This is a genomic window from Treponema vincentii (assembly GCF_018336815.1).
Lineage (GTDB): Bacteria > Spirochaetota > Spirochaetia > Treponematales > Treponemataceae > Treponema.
Genome location: NZ_CP050497.1, coordinates 74,178 through 92,192 on the forward strand (window position 1 = coordinate 74,178; position 18,015 = coordinate 92,192).

An 18,015-nucleotide genomic window follows, 5' to 3' on the forward strand; every position below is an offset into this window, starting at 1 on the left:
TACAGCCCTTATAATGCGGAATCCCCCTGTATTTATGCGTAAGATTGACAGTAGAATATGGGAGTGTTAGAATATATTAAGATATTTTATGAACGGAGGTTTGTTTTATGAAAAAACTCGCTGCTTTTTTATGTTCTTTGCAAGTTATTATATTGCTTGCACTTGTTTCGTGTTCATCACCGCTAAGAAATCAAAGCGGGTCTATTGTAATCGATACAACTATTCCGGATGATGAAGTTTCCCGAACCTATTTTACTAAAGATACTACAACGAATTTTAAGCAATTTTTGCGTAATCCTGAAGAAAATGTGAGAAAAATACGCGCGGTTAGTTCTGAGAATACAGTTGATGCATCTGTAATTCCTGAGGATGAACTTTTTGCAGGTCTTTGGGAATCCCTCAGCGAAGAAGAAAAACAAATGATTCGTGATAATCCTGATAAAGCGGTTGTTCAGTGCGATGCTCATTTAACAGTGGATAATGACTCTCCTGTTGTCCGATCCGTTCATACAAACAACACTGATTTGCTCGGCGAAATGACTGCGTTTTATGGATTTAATGCAAAACTTAATGATTTATTTATGGTGGTCAAAGACCTATACATGGCAAACCTATGCGGCTACCGGAGATTTGATTGAAGTGAGGGAGCGATGAAACAAAAGACAATAACTTTTGCATTATGCATAGTTTGTCTTACTGCCGTCTTGCTTTCATGTCCCATGTACAGGATGGCAGGCCCCGAAGATTATGAAAAGATTTTTACAAAGATAGATTACGGCCCTCTTGAATGGAAAGATTCGTATATCCTTTCTGCAAGTAATTACTTACCGCAGGTACAGGTGTGGGACAGCGCGAGCGGGAAACTGATAAAGGTGTATGAATTATTTGTGAAAGACGATAAAAAAAAGTTCTATGCGGATTTATGGATTACCGGTATTGCGGAGTTTCACGGTAGTATTTGGATTTGTTCAGCCACTATCGGTAATCATATTGCCCGTCTTGATCCTGCCAGCGGAAAAATGTCTTTTATCGATCTTGACTGCCATCCCGAAACAGTTATTGCTTTTAATGATACTGAAGGAGGAAAAGGAGCGTTATGGATTGCAACGTATAGCGCCCGGGGTATTGGGTGTGCAATTCGCCGCCTTGACCAAAGCGGAACAATCGTAAAAAAGTGCAATATTACTACGGAAGATATTAAGATACTCGGCATTGAACGAATGCACTACAGAGAGGGTAAATATCAGTTATTAACCGGTTCCTATAAAGATCTGTATCCTGCTAAGGAAAATAAAGGAGTGTATTGGCTTGTGAATCTCAGTGCAGACAATGGGGAATATGTGCAAGAAATACCGTACCATGCTGTTTTCCCCACCGGTTTCTTTAGTAACAATAATATAACCCCTGTTCCGGAAGAGTTTATATCAGCTTTTGAGTTGACAAATCAATATACCGATGCAAAAAATGTCTATTGCACGGTAAATGTAATTGATGAGACATGTCATCGGCTGTTATACAAGGTGAATAGTTTGAATCCGCTAAAGCTTGAATATACACATATTATTTACAGTAAACCTGATGCACGTTCAATATTTAATGTGGTTGAAAATGATACGAATATTTTTATTACAGGTAGAATACTGCATGATGTTCCGGGTGAGGCATCTTTTACCGGGCTTGAAATAGGAGCTTATCCAATAGAGGGCGGCGGGCAACTGAAGCGTATCCGATTGGCTCGTGGAAACCAACTATACCAGACAACGAAAGCTGGAAAAACATGGTTTTGCAGGGATGTGTATGAGCAGGATGAGGCAACCCTTACATGGCATTTTAAAACTCCCCCTCAAATTTATATGCTTGAACATGCAACCGGAAAAGCATATAAATATTCCCATGACGGTTCTCGTATTGAACTGGAGCCTGAAAACTGATAGCGATATATGAAGAGCCATGTTCATATAACAGTGGATAATGACTCTCCGATGGTGGTCAAAGACTTATACATGGCAAACCTATGCGGCTGCCGGAGATTTGATTGAAGTGAGGGAGCGATGAAACAAAAGACAATAACTTTTGCATTATGCATAGTTTGTCTTACTGCCGTCTTGCTTTCATGTCCCATGTACAGGATGGCAGGCCCCGAAGATTATGAAAAGATTTTTACAAAGATAGATTACGGCCCTCTTGAATGGAAAGATTCGTATATCCTTTCTGCAAGTAATTACTTACCGCAGGTACAGGTGTGGGACAGCGCGAGCGGGAAACTGATAAAGGTGTATGAATTATTTGTGAAAGACGATAAAAAAAAGTTCTATGCGGATTTATGGATTACCGGTATTGCGGAGTTTCACGGTAGTATTTGGATTTGTTCAGCCACTATCGGTAATCATATTGCCCGTCTTGATCCTGCCAGCGGAAAAATGTCTTTTATCGATCTTGACTGCCATCCCGAAACAGTTATTGCTTTTAATGATACTGAAGGAGGAAAAGGAGCGTTATGGATTGCAACGTATAGCGCCCGGGGTATTGGGTGTGCAATTCGCCGTCTTGACCAAAGCGGAACAATCGTAAAAAAGTGTAATATTACCACGGAAGATATTGAGATAACTGGTGTAAACCGAATGCATTACAGAGAGGGCAAATATCAGTTATTAGCAGATTCACATAAAGACCTTTATCCCGCTAAGGAAAATAAAGGAGTGTACTGGCTTGTGAATCTCAGTGCAGACAATGAGGAATATGTACAAGAAATACCGTACCATGCTGTTTTCCCCACCGGTTTCTTTAGTAACAATAATATAACCCCTGTTCCGGAAGAGTTTATAACATCGCTTGAATTGACGAATCAGTATGCCGATGCAAAAAATGTCTATTGCAAGGTAAATGTAGTAGGTGGTGAAACATGTCATCGGCTGTTATACAAGGTACATAGTTTGAGTCCGCTAAAACTTGAATATACACATATTATTTACAGTAAACCTGATGCACGTTCAATATTTAATGTGGTTGAAAATGATACGAATATTTTTATTACAGGTAGAATACTGTGTGATGTTCCGGGTGAGGCATCTTTTACCGGGCTTGAAATAGGAGCTTATCCAATAGAGGGCGGCGGGCAACTGAAGCGTATCCGATTGGCTCGTGGAAACCAACTATACCAGACAACGAGAGATGGAAAAACATGGTTTTGCAGGGATGTGTATGAGCAGGATGAGGCAACCCTTACATGGCATTTTAAAACGCCCCCTCAAATTTATATGCTTGAACATGCAACCGGAAAAGCATATAAATATTCCCATGACGGTTCTCGTATTGAACTGGAGCCTGAAAACTGATAGAGGTATATGAAGAGCGAGTTTTCTCGATAGGAAGTATTCCCTCTGCATGAAGCGTTATGCATGCGGAGGGGTTCATTCTCCGATGCTCTGCGCCGGGGGATGATTGCTAAAAACTTTACGCAATTTTTCAAAAAAGGATAAAGAGTATGCAATCAATTAAAAACATAAAAACGGTTTTTTTTAGTCCTACCGGCAATACCAAGCGGGTAGTCGAATTGATTGCCGGTCGGTTGGCGCAAAAACTTTCCGTGCCGGTTGAATCGGATGACTTTACGCTGCCGGCGGCTCATGCCGACACCAGAACGTATTCGTCTGAAGATTTGGTCATTTTCGGCGTGCCGACGTATGCGGGGCGCATTCCGAATAAGGTACTGCCCTTTGTGCAAACCCTATTTAAAGGGGAGCAAACACGCGCAATAGCGGTGGTTACCTTTGGAAACCGCAGTTTTGACAATTCCTTGAGCGAGCTTCACATGGAGTTGGAAAAGAATAATTTTTCGGTAATCGGCGCCGGTGCAGTCGTATGCCGACACGCTTTTGCCGAGGTAGGCATTGGACGGCCGGATGCTGCCGATGAGGAGCGTATAGCCGCTTTTGCCGATACCGTTTTTGAAAAACTTCAACAATCAGGCCAGCCGCTCTCCAATACTTCGATAAAAAGAAACGAGGCGCTCACCGCCTATTATGTGCCGCTCGGAACCGACGGAAAGCCGGTCAATTTTTTAAAGGCAAAACCGGTTACCGATAAGGCGCAATGCGACAACTGCGGCGTTTGCGCGGCCGTATGCCCGATGGGTTCCATCGACAAAAACGATGTTTCGTTAGTCCCCGGCATCTGCATAAAGTGTCAGGCCTGTATTGTTCATTGCCACACAAAAGCAAAATCATTCGACGACCCGCTGTTCCTGTCGCATAAAGCTATGCTGGAACAAAACTATACGCGCCCGGCGGCTTCGGAATTCTTTGTGTAAATACCGGACGAATTTGTAATTATAGACAATATCGGAAAATGTAAGGGGAAGTGCTGAATAAATGCGCTCCTCGGTATTCCCAAGCGGAATATGGTGCTCTATAAAATAGAGAAAGCTTCGTTTTTAGGCTCCTTCCACATCCGCTTTGCTTAATCCGGTAACCTGCATTATCTTCTGTACAGAATCACCAAGCTGTTTTAATAGCTTAGCTGTTTCGAGCTTTGCTTGGCGAGAACCTTGCGATATTCCTTGCGCTCTACCATCGGCAAAAGCCATTCTGCTCTCTGTACGGCAATACCTCTTGCAATTTATAGAATAATTTACAATTATCGCATTACCCATTATTTAATGCGGCTTCCCCTACCCCATCGATAAACGGAGCGCATAGCCACGTCAGTTCGTGTTTATTTGCAGTAAGATGAGCGATTTTTGAGTGAGGAATTTCCGCAAAGCGGCGGATGGTATCGAAATCGGGAGCCCCCTGCATTTTGATTGTACAGATGAATTTTGAACAAAGGCCGCTTGCCCGCCACCGCTCAACCCATTCCAGTAAGCGAGGCGGATAACAGATAACATCGGAACACACCCAATCCTGTTTACCGAGACTTTCGGGAGTTAATGTAAATGCGTCATGCTGCATAAAGGTAATCCGCGGTTCACGCATCAAAAAATCCGCCAGCGGGCTTCGGTCGATAGCAGTTATCTCTGCCCCCAGATTATTCAGCGCCCATGTCCAACCGCCGGGACAGGCCCCCGCATCCACACAATGGGAGCCGCGCTGAGGTAATGCCCAGTCTACCGGTATTACCGATGAAACAGCCTCTCCCTTTTGCTCTGCAGCACACCGATAGTAAAAGTCTAACAGGGTTAAGGCTTCCCATAATTTAAGATAGGCGCGGCTCGGCGGATTTTGATGGTCTTCGGTAAAGCGGATAACACCGAGCGGAAACGGGGAAGATGTTTTTGCAGATGCAACCAGCGTATGTTCATCCAACAGCGACCACACCCCCATACCGGCAAGCGACACGGTATAAGGAAACGTTTTTTCTTTTTTGCTGATATACGGCAGTTTTTCTCCGATCAGTTCCGCCCGCCTAAAACAGCTAAGCGGATAGTGCGCCCAATTCCGCTGAATCCCCCGCAACAGCTCCGCAGCTTCTCCAATACTGCGGAACCGCACCACAAACGGTTCTTCCCAACACAGCTGCTTCCAAAATACTTCCTGCCGTATATCTTCACAGTACACAAGCTTGCTTGATTGAACAGTACTATCGTTCAACTTAAAATCACTATAGCTTTCGGAAGCGGAAGAAAATCGCCACATACGCCCGGACGAACCATGAGCCTGCAAAGCCAATTCTTCATCCAAATGCGATTCAAAACCTTTCACCGGTATCCATGCCTTACCGGCTAATTTACAAATAGTCCCATAAGGTTTTGCAGCGGCAATTTTACACAAATTCATCATAATACTATTATTCGCTTTTATATTGGCAAAAACAATAGGGCATAAAAAAACGCTCGACAGAGCGAGCGTTTTCGCGCACGAATTCAGCATCCTCTAAAATTAATATTTTATTCGGCTGCTGAATTTTAAGGATCGTTTTTGTTCACAGCGTAGTGTTATTTACGCCTTAGCTTCGGCGGCCTTCTTGTTTTTCAGCATTGCACGGCCGACTTTAGAGATATTGACTTTCTTTCCGTCAATTTCCTGCTCATACAAGAGCTTAACTCCGGTCTGTCCGGTTACGGGGCAGGTTCCCCGCCCATGATTGGGAACGCTTTTAATTCCCTTTCCGCGATGTGCTTTCGACATAGTTTAGCCCTCCGCTGCCTTTGACTTTGCAGCGCCCTTGTCTGCACCGTCTTTCTTTGCATCTGCCGACTTCTTCGTGCTCTTATCGAGCGTATAGTCAACCAGCTCTAAAATTGCGACCTGTGCGGCATCACCCTCACGCAACCCTAATTTAAGTACGCGAGTATATCCGCCGTTCCGATCCTTCATGCGCGGACCGATGTCGGTAAACAATTTATTCAAGATTGCCTCATCCCAAATATAGGTTGCAGCCTGCCGCCGATTATGTACTGAATCGACTTTAGCACGGGTAATAAGCTTTTCTGCGGTTCTCCGAATCTCCATCGCCTTTTGTTTTGTCGTAGTAATCCGTTCGTACTTAAACAGTGATGTAACCATGTTACGATGCAATGCGCGGCGATGTGCACTGGTACGTGAAAGCGGATTAAAGCCGTTTTTATGCTTCATCTGTTTCTTCCTTTTGTCTCGATAACTTGATCGAATTCTTTAAATGACTGTAATCAGTCATACCCAAACTCAAATTACGTTCCGCCAACTTTTCTTGTATTTCCTGCAAACTCTTCTTTCCGACATTTCGAGTTTTCGAAATCTCATCCTCGGTCATCATTGTCAAATCGCGGATTGTTGAAACGTTTGCGTTTTTCAAACAATTGGAAGCCCGCACGGAAAGATCAAGCTCGGTGATCGGTGTGTCAAGCAACTGCTTTATCATTTCATCGCTTTCATCGGCTTCATCATCACCGAGCAATTCATTTTCGTTGAAATTGACAAAAACGGTAAAATGTTCTTTCGCGATTTTTGCAGCTTCCGCTAAAGCGTCTTCAGGCCGTATCGTACCGTCCGTCCAGATTTCAAGTACAAGCTTGTCATAATCGTTGCGCTGCCCTACTCTACACGGCTGAATTTCATAGCTGACTTTCCGAACCGGGCTAAAGATGGTATCCAACGAAATTGTTCCGACCACTTCAACGTATTTTTCATTCGTTTCTGCCGGTACATAACCGCGGCCGAAATCAACCTGAACCTCTATCTCAATATGAGCATTTTCCATCAACTCCATAATATGGAGATCGCCGGATAAAATTTCAAGTTGACCGGGTTTTGCAAAATCGGCTGCACTAACGGAGCAGGGACCTTTAAAATCAAACAAAAAGACATCTTGCTCAATCTCATTCGGGAGCCGCAGCCGCATTTGTTTCAGGTTATTCAAAACTTCCATCGTGTCTTCGGTTACGTTTGGAATTGCTTCAAACTCGCTTGAGATACCATGCGGAACATCATCATCACCGTAAGAGGTAATCTTTACAGCGGAAATAGCATACCCTTGTATCGAAGACAACAAAACACGCCGCAAACAATTGCCGATCGTTGTACCGAAGCCTGTTTCAAAGGGAGACGCCGTAAACTTACCATAGCTGTCATTCGAGACATCTGCCGCAAATTCCAGACCTTTTGGTTTTTTGAATCCTTTCAAAAGATTTTTACGAGCCATTTAAACTCCTTTTTATTAGATGCGGCGGGTCTTGCGGGGACGGCAACCGTTATGCGGAATAGGGGTTACGTCATTAATAGAGCGAACTTTTAACCCCATAACGCCAAGTGTTCTAATTGCGGATTCGCGGCCGACACCGGGTCCCTTCACAAATACGTGAACTTCCCGTAATCCATACTGCTGAACACGCTGTACAGCCGTTTCCGCGACTGTCTGTGCAGCAAAGGGGGTGGATTTTTTCGCACCGTTAAATCCCAGACCGCCGGAGGATGCCCAAGACAGCGCATTGCCCTTCAAATCGGTTATGGTAATAATGGTATTATTAAAGGTTGCCTGAATATAGACATTTCCTTCATATACGCTTTTCTTTTCTTTTCGTTTTTTTGCAGTTGTAGCCACAGCTTATCCTCCAAAATTACTTCTTCTTACCTGCAACGGTCTTCTTCTTACCTTTGCGAGTACGGGAATTGGTTCTTGTACGTTGTCCGCGGACGGGCAAACCCTTTCGATGCCGAAGACCGCGATAGCAACCGATATCCATCAAGCGTTTGATGTTTAAGGCAACTTCGGTGCGAAGCCGACCTTCAACCTTGTAATCCTGATCGATAACGGCACGGATAGCGGCAAGTTCATCTTGATTTAAATCGTTGATCATCCGCATCGGATCAATTTTCGACTTTTCGCAAATTGCTTTTGCAGATGAGTGAGATATTCCATAGATATACGTCAACGCGATATTAACATGTTTATTGGGGAGGTCGACCCCAGAAATACGAGCCATTCTTCAGTTTCCTCCATTAGCCTTGGCGCTGCTTGTGTTTGGGATTAGTGCAGATAATCCGCACAATTCCGTTGCGTTTAATAACCTTACATTTATCGCAAATAGGCTTTACGCTGGTTCTTACTTTCATATTGTTTTTCTCCTTAACAAAAGAATAACCTTTCCCGAAATACTACAGATTCCGTGATCTGAGCTTTCCTCGTTTTACCAACCCCTCGTGATGGTGCATTTTAAGCTGCGCTTCGATTTGACTCATCGTATCAAGATCAACGCCAACCAAAATAAGAAGCGAGGTTCCGCCCATCAGCATCGAAATCGATTGAGGGAAGCCGAAAATGGTCTGTATTACAGTCGGCAAGACGGCAATCAGCGCCAAATACAACGAACCGGGTAAAATCAGCCGGTTTAAAATCCGCTGCAAGTATTCCTCGGTTTTATCGGTTCTAATTCCGGGAATAGAGCCTCCGTTTTCCCTTATCTGCTTTGCAATTTCTGTGGGGTTTAACGAAATCTGTGTATAAAAATATGCAAAAAACACAATAAGGATCAAATAGAAAATATTGTACCACAAACCGTTCGGGCGCAAGAAATGAGCAAGACTGTTCAGCCAGCGAACATTCGGTCCTATCGTTGTCGCAATCGAAATCGGGAACGTCAAAAACGATGAGGCAAAGATGATCGGAATAACACCCGACGGATTGATCTTAAACGGAATGTAGGTGTTTTGACCGCCATACATTTTCCGTCCGACAACCCGCTTCGCATAGTGCACCGGTATCTTCCGTTGCCCTTGCTGCTCATAAACAACCAGTACGATAATACCGACAAACATAATCAACGCGATAACGACAAAAACGAGGTTCAATTCTCCGAGCCGCACCAGCCGGATCATCTGCGAAACGGCATGGGGTAACCGGACAATAATACCCGCAAAGATAATCATCGAAATACCGTTTCCGATACCGCGCGCCGTAATCTGCTCGCCCAACCAAACCGTTATCATAGTACCCGTCGTTACGGTAAGCATCGTAACAAAGATGTACATAAACCGGCTTTGAAGCACGATAGCGCCGGGTATCGAATAGGCATAGAAAGTTACCGCATACGATTGAATCAACGCGACAAACACGGTAAGGATTCGCGTCCATACCTGTATCTTTTTCCGGCCGCCGTCATCTTCCGCAATCTTTTTCAAACTCGGAAATACGAACAACGCAAGCTGCATCAAAATTTGAGTTGAGATATACGGCATAACGCCAAGCATGAATACGGAAAAGTTGGAGAACGCCCCGCCGACAAAGAAGTCCATATAATCGACAAAAGCATTTCCCCGTACCTGCGATTGAAAATATGCCGATAAGGCGTGGGGATCAATACCGGGAATAGTAAGTACCGATCCCAAGCGGAATACAATCAAAATTCCAATCGTAAACAGGATGCGGTCGCGTAATTCTTTTATCCGAAATACATTTACAAGTGCATTGTTAGCCATGTATGAAGCCCGCCTACCTAGCCGTTCTGTTTAACGACTGTCCCGCCGGCTTTTTCAATCTTTGCTTGCGCCTGTGCGGAAACTTTATCTACATCAACCGTCAACTTTTTTGTAATATCGCCGGAAGCGAGCACTTTTACCAAAGCCGTTTGCTTTTTCAGCAGCCCCTTTTCTTTCAGCGTTTCTTTATTAACGGTTTCCCCATCGGAATACTTTTCATCGATCATAAATAAATTTACAACCGAATATGTTTCCTTAAAGGGATAGTTGGAAAAGCCTTTTTTTCGCAACGCGGCGATACAACGGCATTTGTCCGCCTTCAAAACCGATATAGGTTTTGCCGCCGGATCGTGCATTCTGGCCTTTGTTTCCCTTACCCGATGTCGTTCCCCGACCGGATGAAGAACCGCGGCCTACAATGCGCTTTTTCTTATTTGCCCCTTTCGGCGCATTCAATATAAAATCAGACATTAATCAAGCTCCTCTGTTTCAACTAAGTGAGAAACCGCCCGTACCATACCTAAGATGGCGGGAGAAGCGGAGTGCTCAACTACGGAATGCAATTTTCCAAGCCCCAAGGAACGGACGGTCGCGCGAACCGGCTTTTTTTGTCCAATGGTACTTTTAACTAACGTAATCCGAATTTTCTTTGCCATAGTTTACCCCCAGACATCCGTAATAGACTTTCCGCGGTTCTTAGCAATCGTTTTAGCATCCATTAATCCCGATGCAGCCTCGAAAGTCGCCCGCACCACATTTACTGCGGAGTTTGACCCCAAGGATTTTGAAAGAACATTCGCTGCTCCGGCTGCTTCCATAATTGCACGAATAGTACCGCCTGCAATAATTCCCGTACCGGAACGGGCAGGGCGAAGCAATACCGAAGAACCCTTGAACTTAGCCTGCACTTCATGCGGAATAGTGCCGTTTTTCAGCGGGATATAAATCATATTGGCTTTCGCCTTTTCAATGCTCTTCTTAATGGCCTGGCTTACATCATTCGCCTTGCCGAAACCGTATCCCACGTGTCCGTTCTGATCACCGACAACCGTTAAAGCGGAAAAAGAGAAACGGCGGCCGCCCTTTACAACCTTTGCAGTCCGGTTTAACTTAACCAGCTTTTCTACCAGTTCCTTCTCGCGATGCGAACTGTCTCTGTTAAAATCTTTCTGACGATCCATATCCGCTCCTAGAAATTTATTCCCGCTTTACGGGCACCGTCTGCAACTGCCTGTACCACACCATGATACAGATAACCGTTCCGATCAAAAACAACTGTCGTAATATTCTTTTCCTTGAGGCGGCGACCGAGTTCTTCCCCAATCTTTGCCCCTGATTCAGTGTTTGCCTTCAACGGCTTAAAATCTTTTTCAAGCGTTGAAACTGAAGCGATGGTGATGCGTGCATCATCATCGATAACCTGCACCGAAATATTCTTATTACTGCGGAACACAGTCATACGCGGACGTTCAGCTGTTCCATAAATCCGTTTACGGATATGAACTTTACGCTTAAATCTCTTTCTATCTTTCTCGATTCGCTTTTTAAACATAGTACCTATCCTTATTTAACACCGGTCTTACCGACTTTGCGTTTAATGACTTCGGTTTCATAACGGATACCCTTTCCCTTGTAGGGTTCGGGTAATCTGAGTTTACGGATCTGCGCTGCAAATTCGCCGACTTTTTCCTTGTCAATACCGGAGATAATAATTTTATTTCCCTGCGGTTCAACCTTTACTTCAATGCCTTCGGGGATCAATGCGATAAAATCGTTTGAATAGCCCAAAGCCATTACCAACAGTTTGCCCTGCACTTCGGCACGGTAACCGACGCCGTTTACAACCAAGGTTTTAGAAAAGCCCTGACTGACGCCCACGACCATATTGTGAATTAAATTCCGATACAGACCGTGAAACGAACGGGCTTCTTTGGTATCGTTCACCCGCGTTACGGAAACCTCAGAGTTTTCAAGCTTTACCTGTACCAGAGAATTATAGGTACGGGAAAGTTTCCCCTTGGGGCCTTCAACGGTCAACGCACCATCGGCAATATTGATTTTTACTCCGGCAGGAACAGCTACCGGAAGTTTTCCAATTCTTGACACAGTCGCCTCCTACCAAACTTTGCAGATAAGCTCGCCGCCAACCTGCTTTTCGCTTGCGTGCTTGCCGGTGATAACGCCCACCGAAGTTGAAAGAATAAGAGTACCGTACCCGTTATATACGCGGGGAAGCATCTTATATCCTGAATATACGCGGCGTCCGGGTGTAGACACTTTTTCAATACCATGAATAACGGGTAATTCATTATCATCGTATTTTAAAAACATCCGGATCGTACTTGCGCCGGCTTCGTTAAGTCTTTTAAAGTTCTTAATAAAACCTTCGGTTTTCAAAATCTTCACAATTTCAAGTTTTAACTTTGAAGAAGGCACATCGACTTTCTCATGACCGGCTGCCGCTGCATTCCGAATCTTTGTAAGCATATCTGCGACGGGATCTGAAACGCTCATTTTTTACCTCCTACCAACTTGATTTTGTAACGCCAGGTATCTGGCCTTCACTTGCTAATTTGCGAAAACAAATACGGCACATCTGAAATTTTCTCATATATCCGCGCGGACGGCCGCATACTCTGCAGCGATTATATTGGCGGCTGGAATACTTCGGCGTGCTGTTTGCCTTATTTATCATTGCTGTTGTTGCCATGAAAACCTCTCTTACTTTCTAAAGGGCATGCCGAACTTCAAAAGAAGCGCCCGCGCCTCTTTATCGGTTTTTGCCGTCGTTACGACATTGATATTCAAACCTGCAATCTTTTCGATTTTATCAAAGTCGATTTCAGGGAAAATAATCTGTTCCGTAACACCTAATGAATAATTTCCTCTCCCGTCAAACCCGTTCGGATTGACACCGCGGAAATCCTTAACACGAGGCAGCGCAACATTAATAAACCGATCCAAAAATTCATACATTTTGGCGCCGCGTAATGTTACCATCGCCCCGATCTCATGCCCTTCACGAAGTTTAAAGTTAGCGATACTTTTCTTTGCCTTTGTTTTTACCGCTTTTTGGCCGGTAATAGTACCAAGATCGGTTACCGCAGCATCAAGCAATTTTTTATTTGTCAATGCTTCGCCAACCCCCATACTGAGTACGATTTTAACAAGCTTCGGCACCTGCATAACCGTAGTATAGCCGAACTCTTTTGTAAGCTCAGGCGTTATCGTTTCCGTATAGATTTTCTTAAGCCGTGGCACATAATTGCTCATTATAATACTTCTCCACCCTTACGGCAAAAACGCACTTTTTTATCGCCGTCCATCTTATATCCAATGCGAGATACGCCGCTTTTCTTACCGACTATCATGACATTTGAAATATGTATCGGCATCTCGATTTCGGCAATTCCGCCCTGATCCTGCTGAGAACGCTTGCGCATTGCTTTTTTCCCCATATTGATGCCCTGAATAATCACTTGATTCTTTTCAGGTAAAACACGCAATACGGCGCCGCGCTTTCCTTTCTCGCTTCCCGCAATCACTTCTACCGTATCGTTCTTACGGATCTTGATTTTTCCTTCCATAAATACTCAATCTCCTTATAGAACTTCAGGCGCAAGCGATACGATTTTCATAAAATCCATATCACGCAGCTCGCGCGCGACAGGCCCGAAAACACGCTTACCCTTGGGGTTCTTATTCGCATCGACCAATACACAAGCGTTATCGTCAAAGCGGATATATGTCCCGTCGGGACGGCGATATTCTTTAGAAACGCGGACGATAACCGCTTTTTCTACAGAACCCTTTTTAATTGTAGACGTCGGAAGGGCATCCTTTACCGCTACTACAATAATATCACCGATACCGGCATACCGGCGGTGAGATCCGCCGAGCACCTTAATACACTGTACAATTTTTGCACCCGAGTTATCGGCAACGTTTAATCTTGTTTCTACTTGAACCATAATATAGACGCTCCTTACTCGTTATTTTGCACGCTCAATAATCTCCGCCAAACGCCAGCATTTTTCCTTGCTGATCGGACGGTTCTCTACAATACGCACCGTATCACCAATGTGAGCTGTATTTTGTTCGTCATGCGCCTTATACTTTTTTGTATTGAGCACATACTTTTTATACAGCCGATGAAGTTTCTTGGTAGCGACCTGCACAACAATGGTTTTATCCATTTTATCGCTGGTTACCAAACCAACAAACTCGCGGTTCCCGGATTTCTTTTTTGCCGTTGTTTCTTCCACGGGCCTGCTCCTACTCTGCACTTACACCGGCCAGTTCTTTCTGCCGGATAAATGTGTTCAGCGCTGCAATTTCGCGGCGCATAGACCGTTTCAGCATAGGGTTTTCTACGTGTCCCACTACAAACTGAAACCTCAAATCCATATATTTTTGTTTAAGTTCGCTCCGCTTTGCCACCAATTCGGCAAGGGATAAATCTTTATAGTTCGGCTTTTTCATTCGGAAAACTCCATCTTAGTTATCGCGCGGCTGCTCGGCAAAGCGTGTCTTAAACGGAAGTTTACTTCCTGCCAAACGCATAGCCTCTTCCGCAAGCGAGCGATCAATACCGGTAAGCTCAAACAGCACCGTTCCGGGTCTTACAACAGCGACCCAATATTCCGGAGCACCCTTACCTTTACCCATACGTGTTTCAGCCGGTTTTTTCGTATACGGCTTATCGGGGAATACACGTATCCACAACTTACCGCCGCGCTTTACCTTTCTGTTTAAAGCAACACGAGCAGCTTCGAGCTGGCGATTAGTCAGCCAAAAGGGTTCAAGCGATACCAATGCAAATTCACCGAAGTCGATATGATTACACCGCGTTGCGTTTCCCTTAACTCTACCGCGCTGAATTTTGCGGTATTTTACTCTCTTAGGACTTAAAGCCATCGCTTAATCCCTCCCTGCTTCCGCACGCTCGCCGCGGCCCTTTTCCGACCGAGGAGCGCGTTCCTTGCGCTGTTTTTTTAACAATAAACCGGCGTCATCTTTTTGGTCGCTGCCGTACATCATACCGCTATAGAGCCAAACTTTTACACCGATTTTCCCGTAGGTGGTATGCGCTTCCGCAAAACCGTAGTCGATATCCGCACGGAGTGTGTGCAACGGTATTCGCCCTTCCTTCATTTCTTCGGTTCGGGACATTTCAGCGCCGCCGAGACGGCCTGAAACACGGATTTTAATTCCCTGTGCACCGGCCTTCATCGTAGAAAAGCAGCCTTGCTTTAAGGCTTTTCTAAAAGAGGCGCGCCCCATCAGCTGACGAGCAACATTCTGGGCAACGAGAGAAGCATTCAATTCAGCACGCTTCACCTCTTTAATCTTGATCTGAACTTTTTTATTCAGCTCTTTCTGAATAATAGCGCCGATTTTTTCAATATTGGCACCTTTCGTTCCGATGATAACACCCGGCCGCGCAGTATGAATAACAATTGTTACACGCTGAGGATGACGGATGATTTCGATGTCGGCGACATCCGCATTTTTACACTCAGGCATCGTCTGGAGCATTGCGCGAATCTTTAAGTCTTCGTGCAACAAATCTGCGTATTCTCTCGGACTTGCATACCAGCGAGACGCCCATGTTTTGTTAATTCCAAGTCTTAACCCGATAGGGTTTACTTTCTGTCCCATACTTACGCTCCCGCCTTTTCGTCAACTATTACCGTAATGTGACACATTCGTTTTAATTGAACATCCGCACGTCCGCGGCCGCGGCACCATAAGCGCTTAAGTCTCGGTCCTTCATCAATACGGATCTCTTTGATATAGAGCATATCTTCATCCAGTTTTTTATTACCGTTCAAAGCATTCGAAGCAGCAGACTTAACCGTCTGTGAAATCAGCGCTGCCCCTTTATTGGGTATGTGCTCTAAGATCGCCATTGCATCGGTATAAGACTTGCGTTTAATCACATTCGCAACCGGTCGAACTTTTGTCGGAGAAGCAATAAAATACTTTATCGTAGCGCGGTAACCGTTTTTTGCAGTTGTTTCAGCCATTATTTCCACCTACTTTTTCGCCGCTTTTTTATCCGAGCCGCCATGCCCGCGGAAAATACGGGTGGGAGCAAACTCGCCAAGCTTGTGTCCAACAAATTCCTCTGTGATATACACAGGGATCCATGATTTACCGTTGTATACCGAAATAGTAAAACCAACCATCTCAGGTATAATCGTGGAGCATCGGGAGTAAGACTTAACCATCTTTTTCGTTTTCTGATCTCCCGTCTTGCTCATTTCAACAACCTTTTTGTACAGGCTTTTTTCTACAAAAGGGCCTTTTTTTAACAGATCTTGACATTCTCTACTCCCTACTTCCGCCGTGAAACAATAAACCGATCCGAAGTATTCTTCTTCTTACGGGTTTTATATCCTTTACAAGGCTGACCCCACGGAGTAACAGGATTACGTCCTTTTCCGCGTCCTTCACCACCACCAAGCGGGTGATCGACAGGGTTCATAGCCATACCGCGTACGGAAGGACGAACACCACGCCAACGAGCACGCCCCGCCTTTCCTAAATTGATATTCATGTGATCGGCATTTCCAACTTCACCGATTGTTGCATAGCATTTTTTATGCACTAAGCGGGTCTCACCTGAAGGAAGGCGCAACGTTACATAATCACCTTCTTTTGCAGCAATAAGCGCAGCAGCGCCAGCGGAACGAGCCATTTGTCCACCCTTCCCCAGCGTCAACTCAACATTATGGACGGTAAAACCGACCGGTATGGATTCAAGCGGCAATGCATTCGCAAGCTCAAGCGCAGCCATTGCGCCGCTCATAATTTTTTGTCCAACCTTCAAACCTTTAGGAGCAAGGATGTATCGTTTTTCGCCATCGGCGTAAAAGATCAATGCGATATTTGCACTACGGTTCGGATCATATTCGATAGTTCGAACCGTACCCGGAATACCGTACTTATTGCGTTTAAAATCAATCTCGCGATACTTCCGCTTATGTCCACCGCCCTGATGCCGAACGGAAATACGCCCATGGCTATCCCGCCCTGCATTGGATTTTTTTCCGGTTGTAAGGCTTTTTTCAGGTTTCTGCGCAGTGATTTCATCCCGAAGCAAGTCAATTCGACCGCGCATACCCGGTGTTATAGGCTTATATAATTTAAGAGCCATTTATCTTCCCCTTCAAAGCAGCGATAAGTGCTGTTATGCACCTTCAAAAACTTTAATCGATTCGCCTTCAGCAAGCGTCACAATAGCTTTTTTCCAGCTTGCAGTTTTACCTGCCCGATAGCGAACTCGACGCATTTTTCCGTCGACGTTTACAACAGCACAATTAAGCACTTTCACATTAAAAAGCTTCCGTACTGCTTCCTTAATCTGCACCTTTGTAGAGCGCGGATCCACCTTAAAAACATATTTACGCTGCTCACGCATCTCGTTTGATTTTTCCGTAAGCACAGGCGCTATAATAACATCAGTATATTGCATTACTCAGCCCCCTCAGCCGCATAAAAGCTCGAAAGATTTTTTGCAGCAGACTCAAGCATCAGCACTTTCCGTCCATAAAACAGATCGTGCGCACGCAAACGGTTATACGTTAAAAACGACAGCGTAGGAATATTTCTTCCGGCACGCTTCAACATTGCATCATCATCTTTCAAAACAAGCACCGTGCGCTCATCCTGAACAAATGACTGCAATATTTTCACCAGATCTTTCGTTTTACCGGTTTCAACCGTAAAATCTTCTATAACAACAAGACGATCTTCATCCTGAGCTTTCAAGCTCAAAATAGACTTCATCGCCAACCGCTTTGCTTTTTTCGGAATTGCATAGCTGTAATCACGCGGCTTCGGCCCAAAAATCGTACCGCCGCCGATTAGAAGCGGTGATTTTTTATCACCACGGCGGGCACGTCCCGTACCCTTCTGCTTATACGGCTTTGCATTGGAACCGTTTACCTCAGCACGACCTTTTGTACACGCCGTACCGACACGCATATTTGCTAATTCATTTGTAATGGCATAGTAAATGACATCTTCATTTACCGGCAAACCAAACACTGCATCGTTAAGTTCAATTGTCCGCAATTCCTTACCATCAATCGAATAGACTTTCTTTTCCATTCTCTTC

30 protein-coding genes and 2 pseudogenes are annotated in these 18,015 nt (G+C 44.7%); 4 read left to right on the top strand and 28 right to left on the bottom strand.

The annotated features are described in order from the left end of the window. The first annotated feature begins 107 nt into the window (after positions 1–107). The 4 genes from GWP40_RS00325 (at position 108) to GWP40_RS00340 (ending at position 4,309) form a co-directional block, all read left to right on the top strand. Complete coding sequence (locus tag GWP40_RS00325; protein WP_212565603.1) at positions 108–638, top strand: hypothetical protein; 531 nt, start codon at positions 108–110, stop codon at positions 636–638. Positions 639–650: 12 nt separating this feature from the next. Next, complete coding sequence (locus GWP40_RS00330; protein ID WP_212565604.1) at positions 651–1,931, top strand: NHL repeat-containing protein; 1,281 nt, start codon at positions 651–653, stop codon at positions 1,929–1,931. Between the two features lie 120 nt (positions 1,932–2,051). Further along, complete coding sequence (locus GWP40_RS00335; RefSeq protein ID WP_212565605.1) at positions 2,052–3,335, top strand: NHL repeat-containing protein; 1,284 nt, start codon at positions 2,052–2,054, stop codon at positions 3,333–3,335. Between the two features lie 149 nt (positions 3,336–3,484). Beyond that, a complete protein-coding gene (locus tag GWP40_RS00340) occupies positions 3,485–4,309 on the top strand; it encodes an EFR1 family ferrodoxin (RefSeq protein ID WP_212565606.1) in 825 nt (274 codons plus the stop codon). A gap of 123 nt (positions 4,310–4,432) precedes the next feature. Here GWP40_RS00340 and GWP40_RS00345 read toward each other — a convergent pair whose 3' ends face one another. The 28 genes and pseudogenes from GWP40_RS00345 to rplD all read right to left on the bottom strand — a co-directional run bounded on the left by GWP40_RS00345 (position 4,433) and on the right by rplD (position 18,008). Then, complete coding sequence (locus GWP40_RS00345) at positions 4,433–4,585, bottom strand: hypothetical protein (protein ID WP_212566626.1); 153 nt, start codon at positions 4,583–4,585, stop codon at positions 4,433–4,435. 58 nt (positions 4,586–4,643) lie between these two features. After that, a complete protein-coding gene (locus GWP40_RS00350) occupies positions 4,644–5,777 on the bottom strand; it encodes an SAM-dependent methyltransferase (RefSeq protein WP_230974492.1) in 1,134 nt (377 codons plus the stop codon). A gap of 159 nt (positions 5,778–5,936) precedes the next feature. Beyond that, a complete protein-coding gene (locus GWP40_RS00355) occupies positions 5,937–6,125 on the bottom strand; it encodes a hypothetical protein (protein WP_006188395.1) in 189 nt (62 codons plus the stop codon). A 3-nt stretch (positions 6,126–6,128) separates the two neighbouring features. Further along, positions 6,129–6,572, bottom strand: a complete 444-nt coding sequence (gene rplQ, locus GWP40_RS00360) for a 50S ribosomal protein L17 (RefSeq protein ID WP_162664393.1) — start codon at positions 6,570–6,572, stop codon at positions 6,129–6,131. Next, positions 6,562–7,617 carry a DNA-directed RNA polymerase subunit alpha gene (locus tag GWP40_RS00365; protein ID WP_212565607.1) on the bottom strand — a complete coding sequence of 352 codons (1,056 nt, stop codon included), beginning with the start codon at positions 7,615–7,617 and terminating at the stop codon, positions 6,562–6,564. The genes rplQ and GWP40_RS00365 overlap by 11 nt, the downstream gene beginning before the upstream one ends. A gap of 15 nt (positions 7,618–7,632) precedes the next feature. Beyond that, positions 7,633–8,016: a 30S ribosomal protein S11 gene (gene rpsK, locus GWP40_RS00370; protein WP_006188392.1), complete on the bottom strand. Its 384-nt coding sequence runs from the start codon at positions 8,014–8,016 to the stop codon at positions 7,633–7,635. A 16-nt stretch (positions 8,017–8,032) separates the two neighbouring features. After that, positions 8,033–8,398, bottom strand: a complete 366-nt coding sequence (rpsM, locus tag GWP40_RS00375; RefSeq protein WP_016519026.1) for a 30S ribosomal protein S13 — start codon at positions 8,396–8,398, stop codon at positions 8,033–8,035. Between the two features lie 16 nt (positions 8,399–8,414). After that, positions 8,415–8,528, bottom strand: coding sequence for a 50S ribosomal protein L36 (gene rpmJ, locus GWP40_RS00380; protein WP_002672206.1), 114 nt, complete (start codon positions 8,526–8,528; stop codon positions 8,415–8,417). 42 nt (positions 8,529–8,570) lie between these two features. Beyond that, positions 8,571–9,890 carry a preprotein translocase subunit SecY gene (gene secY, locus GWP40_RS00385; RefSeq protein ID WP_212565608.1) on the bottom strand — a complete coding sequence of 440 codons (1,320 nt, stop codon included), beginning with the start codon at positions 9,888–9,890 and terminating at the stop codon, positions 8,571–8,573. 17 nt (positions 9,891–9,907) lie between these two features. Beyond that, a pseudogene (gene rplO, locus GWP40_RS00390) lies at positions 9,908–10,361 on the bottom strand (50S ribosomal protein L15). Continuing rightward, complete coding sequence (rpmD, locus tag GWP40_RS00395) at positions 10,361–10,546, bottom strand: 50S ribosomal protein L30 (RefSeq protein WP_006188388.1); 186 nt, start codon at positions 10,544–10,546, stop codon at positions 10,361–10,363. The pseudogene rplO and the gene rpmD overlap by 1 nt, the downstream one beginning before the upstream one ends. Before the next feature lie 3 nt (positions 10,547–10,549). After that, positions 10,550–11,071 carry a 30S ribosomal protein S5 gene (gene rpsE / locus GWP40_RS00400; RefSeq protein ID WP_212565609.1) on the bottom strand — a complete coding sequence of 174 codons (522 nt, stop codon included), beginning with the start codon at positions 11,069–11,071 and terminating at the stop codon, positions 10,550–10,552. A gap of 8 nt (positions 11,072–11,079) precedes the next feature. Beyond that, complete coding sequence (gene rplR, locus GWP40_RS00405; protein ID WP_016522587.1) at positions 11,080–11,442, bottom strand: 50S ribosomal protein L18; 363 nt, start codon at positions 11,440–11,442, stop codon at positions 11,080–11,082. Between the two features lie 11 nt (positions 11,443–11,453). Further along, the gene (gene rplF, locus GWP40_RS00410; protein ID WP_212565610.1) at positions 11,454–11,996 is read right to left on the bottom strand and encodes a 50S ribosomal protein L6; all 543 of its coding nucleotides are present in this window, start codon (positions 11,994–11,996) and stop codon (positions 11,454–11,456) included. A 9-nt stretch (positions 11,997–12,005) separates the two neighbouring features. Continuing rightward, positions 12,006–12,404 carry a 30S ribosomal protein S8 gene (gene rpsH, locus GWP40_RS00415; protein ID WP_162664397.1) on the bottom strand — a complete coding sequence of 133 codons (399 nt, stop codon included), beginning with the start codon at positions 12,402–12,404 and terminating at the stop codon, positions 12,006–12,008. Positions 12,405–12,414: 10 nt separating this feature from the next. Then, complete coding sequence (locus GWP40_RS00420) at positions 12,415–12,600, bottom strand: type Z 30S ribosomal protein S14 (RefSeq protein WP_081984397.1); 186 nt, start codon at positions 12,598–12,600, stop codon at positions 12,415–12,417. A gap of 11 nt (positions 12,601–12,611) precedes the next feature. Beyond that, positions 12,612–13,163, bottom strand: coding sequence for a 50S ribosomal protein L5 (gene rplE, locus GWP40_RS00425; protein WP_006188382.1), 552 nt, complete (start codon positions 13,161–13,163; stop codon positions 12,612–12,614). Continuing rightward, positions 13,163–13,477: a 50S ribosomal protein L24 gene (rplX, locus tag GWP40_RS00430; RefSeq protein ID WP_006188381.1), complete on the bottom strand. Its 315-nt coding sequence runs from the start codon at positions 13,475–13,477 to the stop codon at positions 13,163–13,165. The genes rplE and rplX overlap by 1 nt, the downstream gene beginning before the upstream one ends. Before the next feature lie 15 nt (positions 13,478–13,492). Continuing rightward, positions 13,493–13,861 carry a 50S ribosomal protein L14 gene (gene rplN, locus GWP40_RS00435; protein WP_044014180.1) on the bottom strand — a complete coding sequence of 123 codons (369 nt, stop codon included), beginning with the start codon at positions 13,859–13,861 and terminating at the stop codon, positions 13,493–13,495. Between the two features lie 21 nt (positions 13,862–13,882). Then, complete coding sequence (rpsQ, locus tag GWP40_RS00440) at positions 13,883–14,155, bottom strand: 30S ribosomal protein S17 (RefSeq protein WP_006188379.1); 273 nt, start codon at positions 14,153–14,155, stop codon at positions 13,883–13,885. Between the two features lie 10 nt (positions 14,156–14,165). Then, a complete protein-coding gene (gene rpmC, locus GWP40_RS00445) occupies positions 14,166–14,372 on the bottom strand; it encodes a 50S ribosomal protein L29 (protein ID WP_016522590.1) in 207 nt (68 codons plus the stop codon). Positions 14,373–14,387: 15 nt separating this feature from the next. Next, positions 14,388–14,807: a 50S ribosomal protein L16 gene (gene rplP / locus GWP40_RS00450; RefSeq protein ID WP_016522591.1), complete on the bottom strand. Its 420-nt coding sequence runs from the start codon at positions 14,805–14,807 to the stop codon at positions 14,388–14,390. Between the two features lie 3 nt (positions 14,808–14,810). After that, a complete protein-coding gene (rpsC, locus tag GWP40_RS00455; RefSeq protein ID WP_162664403.1) occupies positions 14,811–15,551 on the bottom strand; it encodes a 30S ribosomal protein S3 in 741 nt (246 codons plus the stop codon). Between the two features lie 2 nt (positions 15,552–15,553). Then, positions 15,554–15,919, bottom strand: coding sequence for a 50S ribosomal protein L22 (gene rplV, locus GWP40_RS00460; RefSeq protein ID WP_212565611.1), 366 nt, complete (start codon positions 15,917–15,919; stop codon positions 15,554–15,556). Between the two features lie 9 nt (positions 15,920–15,928). After that, positions 15,929–16,220: pseudogene (gene rpsS / locus GWP40_RS00465) on the bottom strand (30S ribosomal protein S19). A 10-nt stretch (positions 16,221–16,230) separates the two neighbouring features. Next, positions 16,231–17,052 (bottom strand): 50S ribosomal protein L2, encoded by an 822-nt coding sequence (rplB, locus tag GWP40_RS00470; protein ID WP_212565612.1) that lies wholly within the window; start codon positions 17,050–17,052, stop codon positions 16,231–16,233. A 33-nt stretch (positions 17,053–17,085) separates the two neighbouring features. Further along, positions 17,086–17,370 carry a 50S ribosomal protein L23 gene (locus tag GWP40_RS00475; protein WP_006188372.1) on the bottom strand — a complete coding sequence of 95 codons (285 nt, stop codon included), beginning with the start codon at positions 17,368–17,370 and terminating at the stop codon, positions 17,086–17,088. Next, entirely contained in the window at positions 17,370–18,008 is a 639-nt protein-coding gene (gene rplD / locus GWP40_RS00480; RefSeq protein ID WP_206182519.1) for a 50S ribosomal protein L4, read from the bottom strand. The genes GWP40_RS00475 and rplD overlap by 1 nt, the downstream gene beginning before the upstream one ends. Positions 18,009–18,015 lie beyond the last annotated feature (7 nt).

What these genes read in the sequence shown, in the direction of transcription:
- rplX (WP_006188381.1), bottom strand. Translation starts at nt 13,477, where the DNA reads ATGGAAGGAAAAATCAAGATCCGTAAGAACGATACGGTAGAAGTGATT.
- GWP40_RS00335 (WP_212565605.1), top strand. Translation starts at nt 2,052, where the DNA reads ATGAAACAAAAGACAATAACTTTTGCATTATGCATAGTTTGTCTTACT.
- rplE (WP_006188382.1), bottom strand. Translation starts at nt 13,163, where the DNA reads ATGAGCAATTATGTGCCACGGCTTAAGAAAATCTATACGGAAACGATA.
- rplD (WP_206182519.1), bottom strand. Translation starts at nt 18,008, where the DNA reads ATGGAAAAGAAAGTCTATTCGATTGATGGTAAGGAATTGCGGACAATT.
- rpsH (WP_162664397.1), bottom strand. Translation starts at nt 12,404, where the DNA reads ATGAGCGTTTCAGATCCCGTCGCAGATATGCTTACAAAGATTCGGAAT.
- rplP (WP_016522591.1), bottom strand. Translation starts at nt 14,807, where the DNA reads ATGGCTTTAAGTCCTAAGAGAGTAAAATACCGCAAAATTCAGCGCGGT.
- rpmD (WP_006188388.1), bottom strand. Translation starts at nt 10,546, where the DNA reads ATGGCAAAGAAAATTCGGATTACGTTAGTTAAAAGTACCATTGGACAA.
- GWP40_RS00350 (WP_230974492.1), bottom strand. Translation starts at nt 5,777, where the DNA reads ATGATGAATTTGTGTAAAATTGCCGCTGCAAAACCTTATGGGACTATT.
- rplQ (WP_162664393.1), bottom strand. Translation starts at nt 6,572, where the DNA reads ATGAAGCATAAAAACGGCTTTAATCCGCTTTCACGTACCAGTGCACAT.
- rpsM (WP_016519026.1), bottom strand. Translation starts at nt 8,398, where the DNA reads ATGGCTCGTATTTCTGGGGTCGACCTCCCCAATAAACATGTTAATATC.
- rplB (WP_212565612.1), bottom strand. Translation starts at nt 17,052, where the DNA reads ATGGCTCTTAAATTATATAAGCCTATAACACCGGGTATGCGCGGTCGA.
- GWP40_RS00365 (WP_212565607.1), bottom strand. Translation starts at nt 7,617, where the DNA reads ATGGCTCGTAAAAATCTTTTGAAAGGATTCAAAAAACCAAAAGGTCTG.
- GWP40_RS00340 (WP_212565606.1), top strand. Translation starts at nt 3,485, where the DNA reads ATGCAATCAATTAAAAACATAAAAACGGTTTTTTTTAGTCCTACCGGC.
- rplV (WP_212565611.1), bottom strand. Translation starts at nt 15,919, where the DNA reads ATGGCTGAAACAACTGCAAAAAACGGTTACCGCGCTACGATAAAGTAT.
- GWP40_RS00355 (WP_006188395.1), bottom strand. Translation starts at nt 6,125, where the DNA reads ATGTCGAAAGCACATCGCGGAAAGGGAATTAAAAGCGTTCCCAATCAT.
- GWP40_RS00330 (WP_212565604.1), top strand. Translation starts at nt 651, where the DNA reads ATGAAACAAAAGACAATAACTTTTGCATTATGCATAGTTTGTCTTACT.
- GWP40_RS00420 (WP_081984397.1), bottom strand. Translation starts at nt 12,600, where the DNA reads ATGGCAACAACAGCAATGATAAATAAGGCAAACAGCACGCCGAAGTAT.
- rplR (WP_016522587.1), bottom strand. Translation starts at nt 11,442, where the DNA reads ATGTTTAAAAAGCGAATCGAGAAAGATAGAAAGAGATTTAAGCGTAAA.
- secY (WP_212565608.1), bottom strand. Translation starts at nt 9,890, where the DNA reads ATGGCTAACAATGCACTTGTAAATGTATTTCGGATAAAAGAATTACGC.
- GWP40_RS00475 (WP_006188372.1), bottom strand. Translation starts at nt 17,370, where the DNA reads ATGCAATATACTGATGTTATTATAGCGCCTGTGCTTACGGAAAAATCA.
- rpmC (WP_016522590.1), bottom strand. Translation starts at nt 14,372, where the DNA reads ATGAAAAAGCCGAACTATAAAGATTTATCCCTTGCCGAATTGGTGGCA.
- rplN (WP_044014180.1), bottom strand. Translation starts at nt 13,861, where the DNA reads ATGGTTCAAGTAGAAACAAGATTAAACGTTGCCGATAACTCGGGTGCA.
- rpmJ (WP_002672206.1), bottom strand. Translation starts at nt 8,528, where the DNA reads ATGAAAGTAAGAACCAGCGTAAAGCCTATTTGCGATAAATGTAAGGTT.
- GWP40_RS00345 (WP_212566626.1), bottom strand. Translation starts at nt 4,585, where the DNA reads ATGGCTTTTGCCGATGGTAGAGCGCAAGGAATATCGCAAGGTTCTCGC.
- rpsC (WP_162664403.1), bottom strand. Translation starts at nt 15,551, where the DNA reads ATGGGACAGAAAGTAAACCCTATCGGGTTAAGACTTGGAATTAACAAA.
- GWP40_RS00325 (WP_212565603.1), top strand. Translation starts at nt 108, where the DNA reads ATGAAAAAACTCGCTGCTTTTTTATGTTCTTTGCAAGTTATTATATTG.
- rpsE (WP_212565609.1), bottom strand. Translation starts at nt 11,071, where the DNA reads ATGGATCGTCAGAAAGATTTTAACAGAGACAGTTCGCATCGCGAGAAG.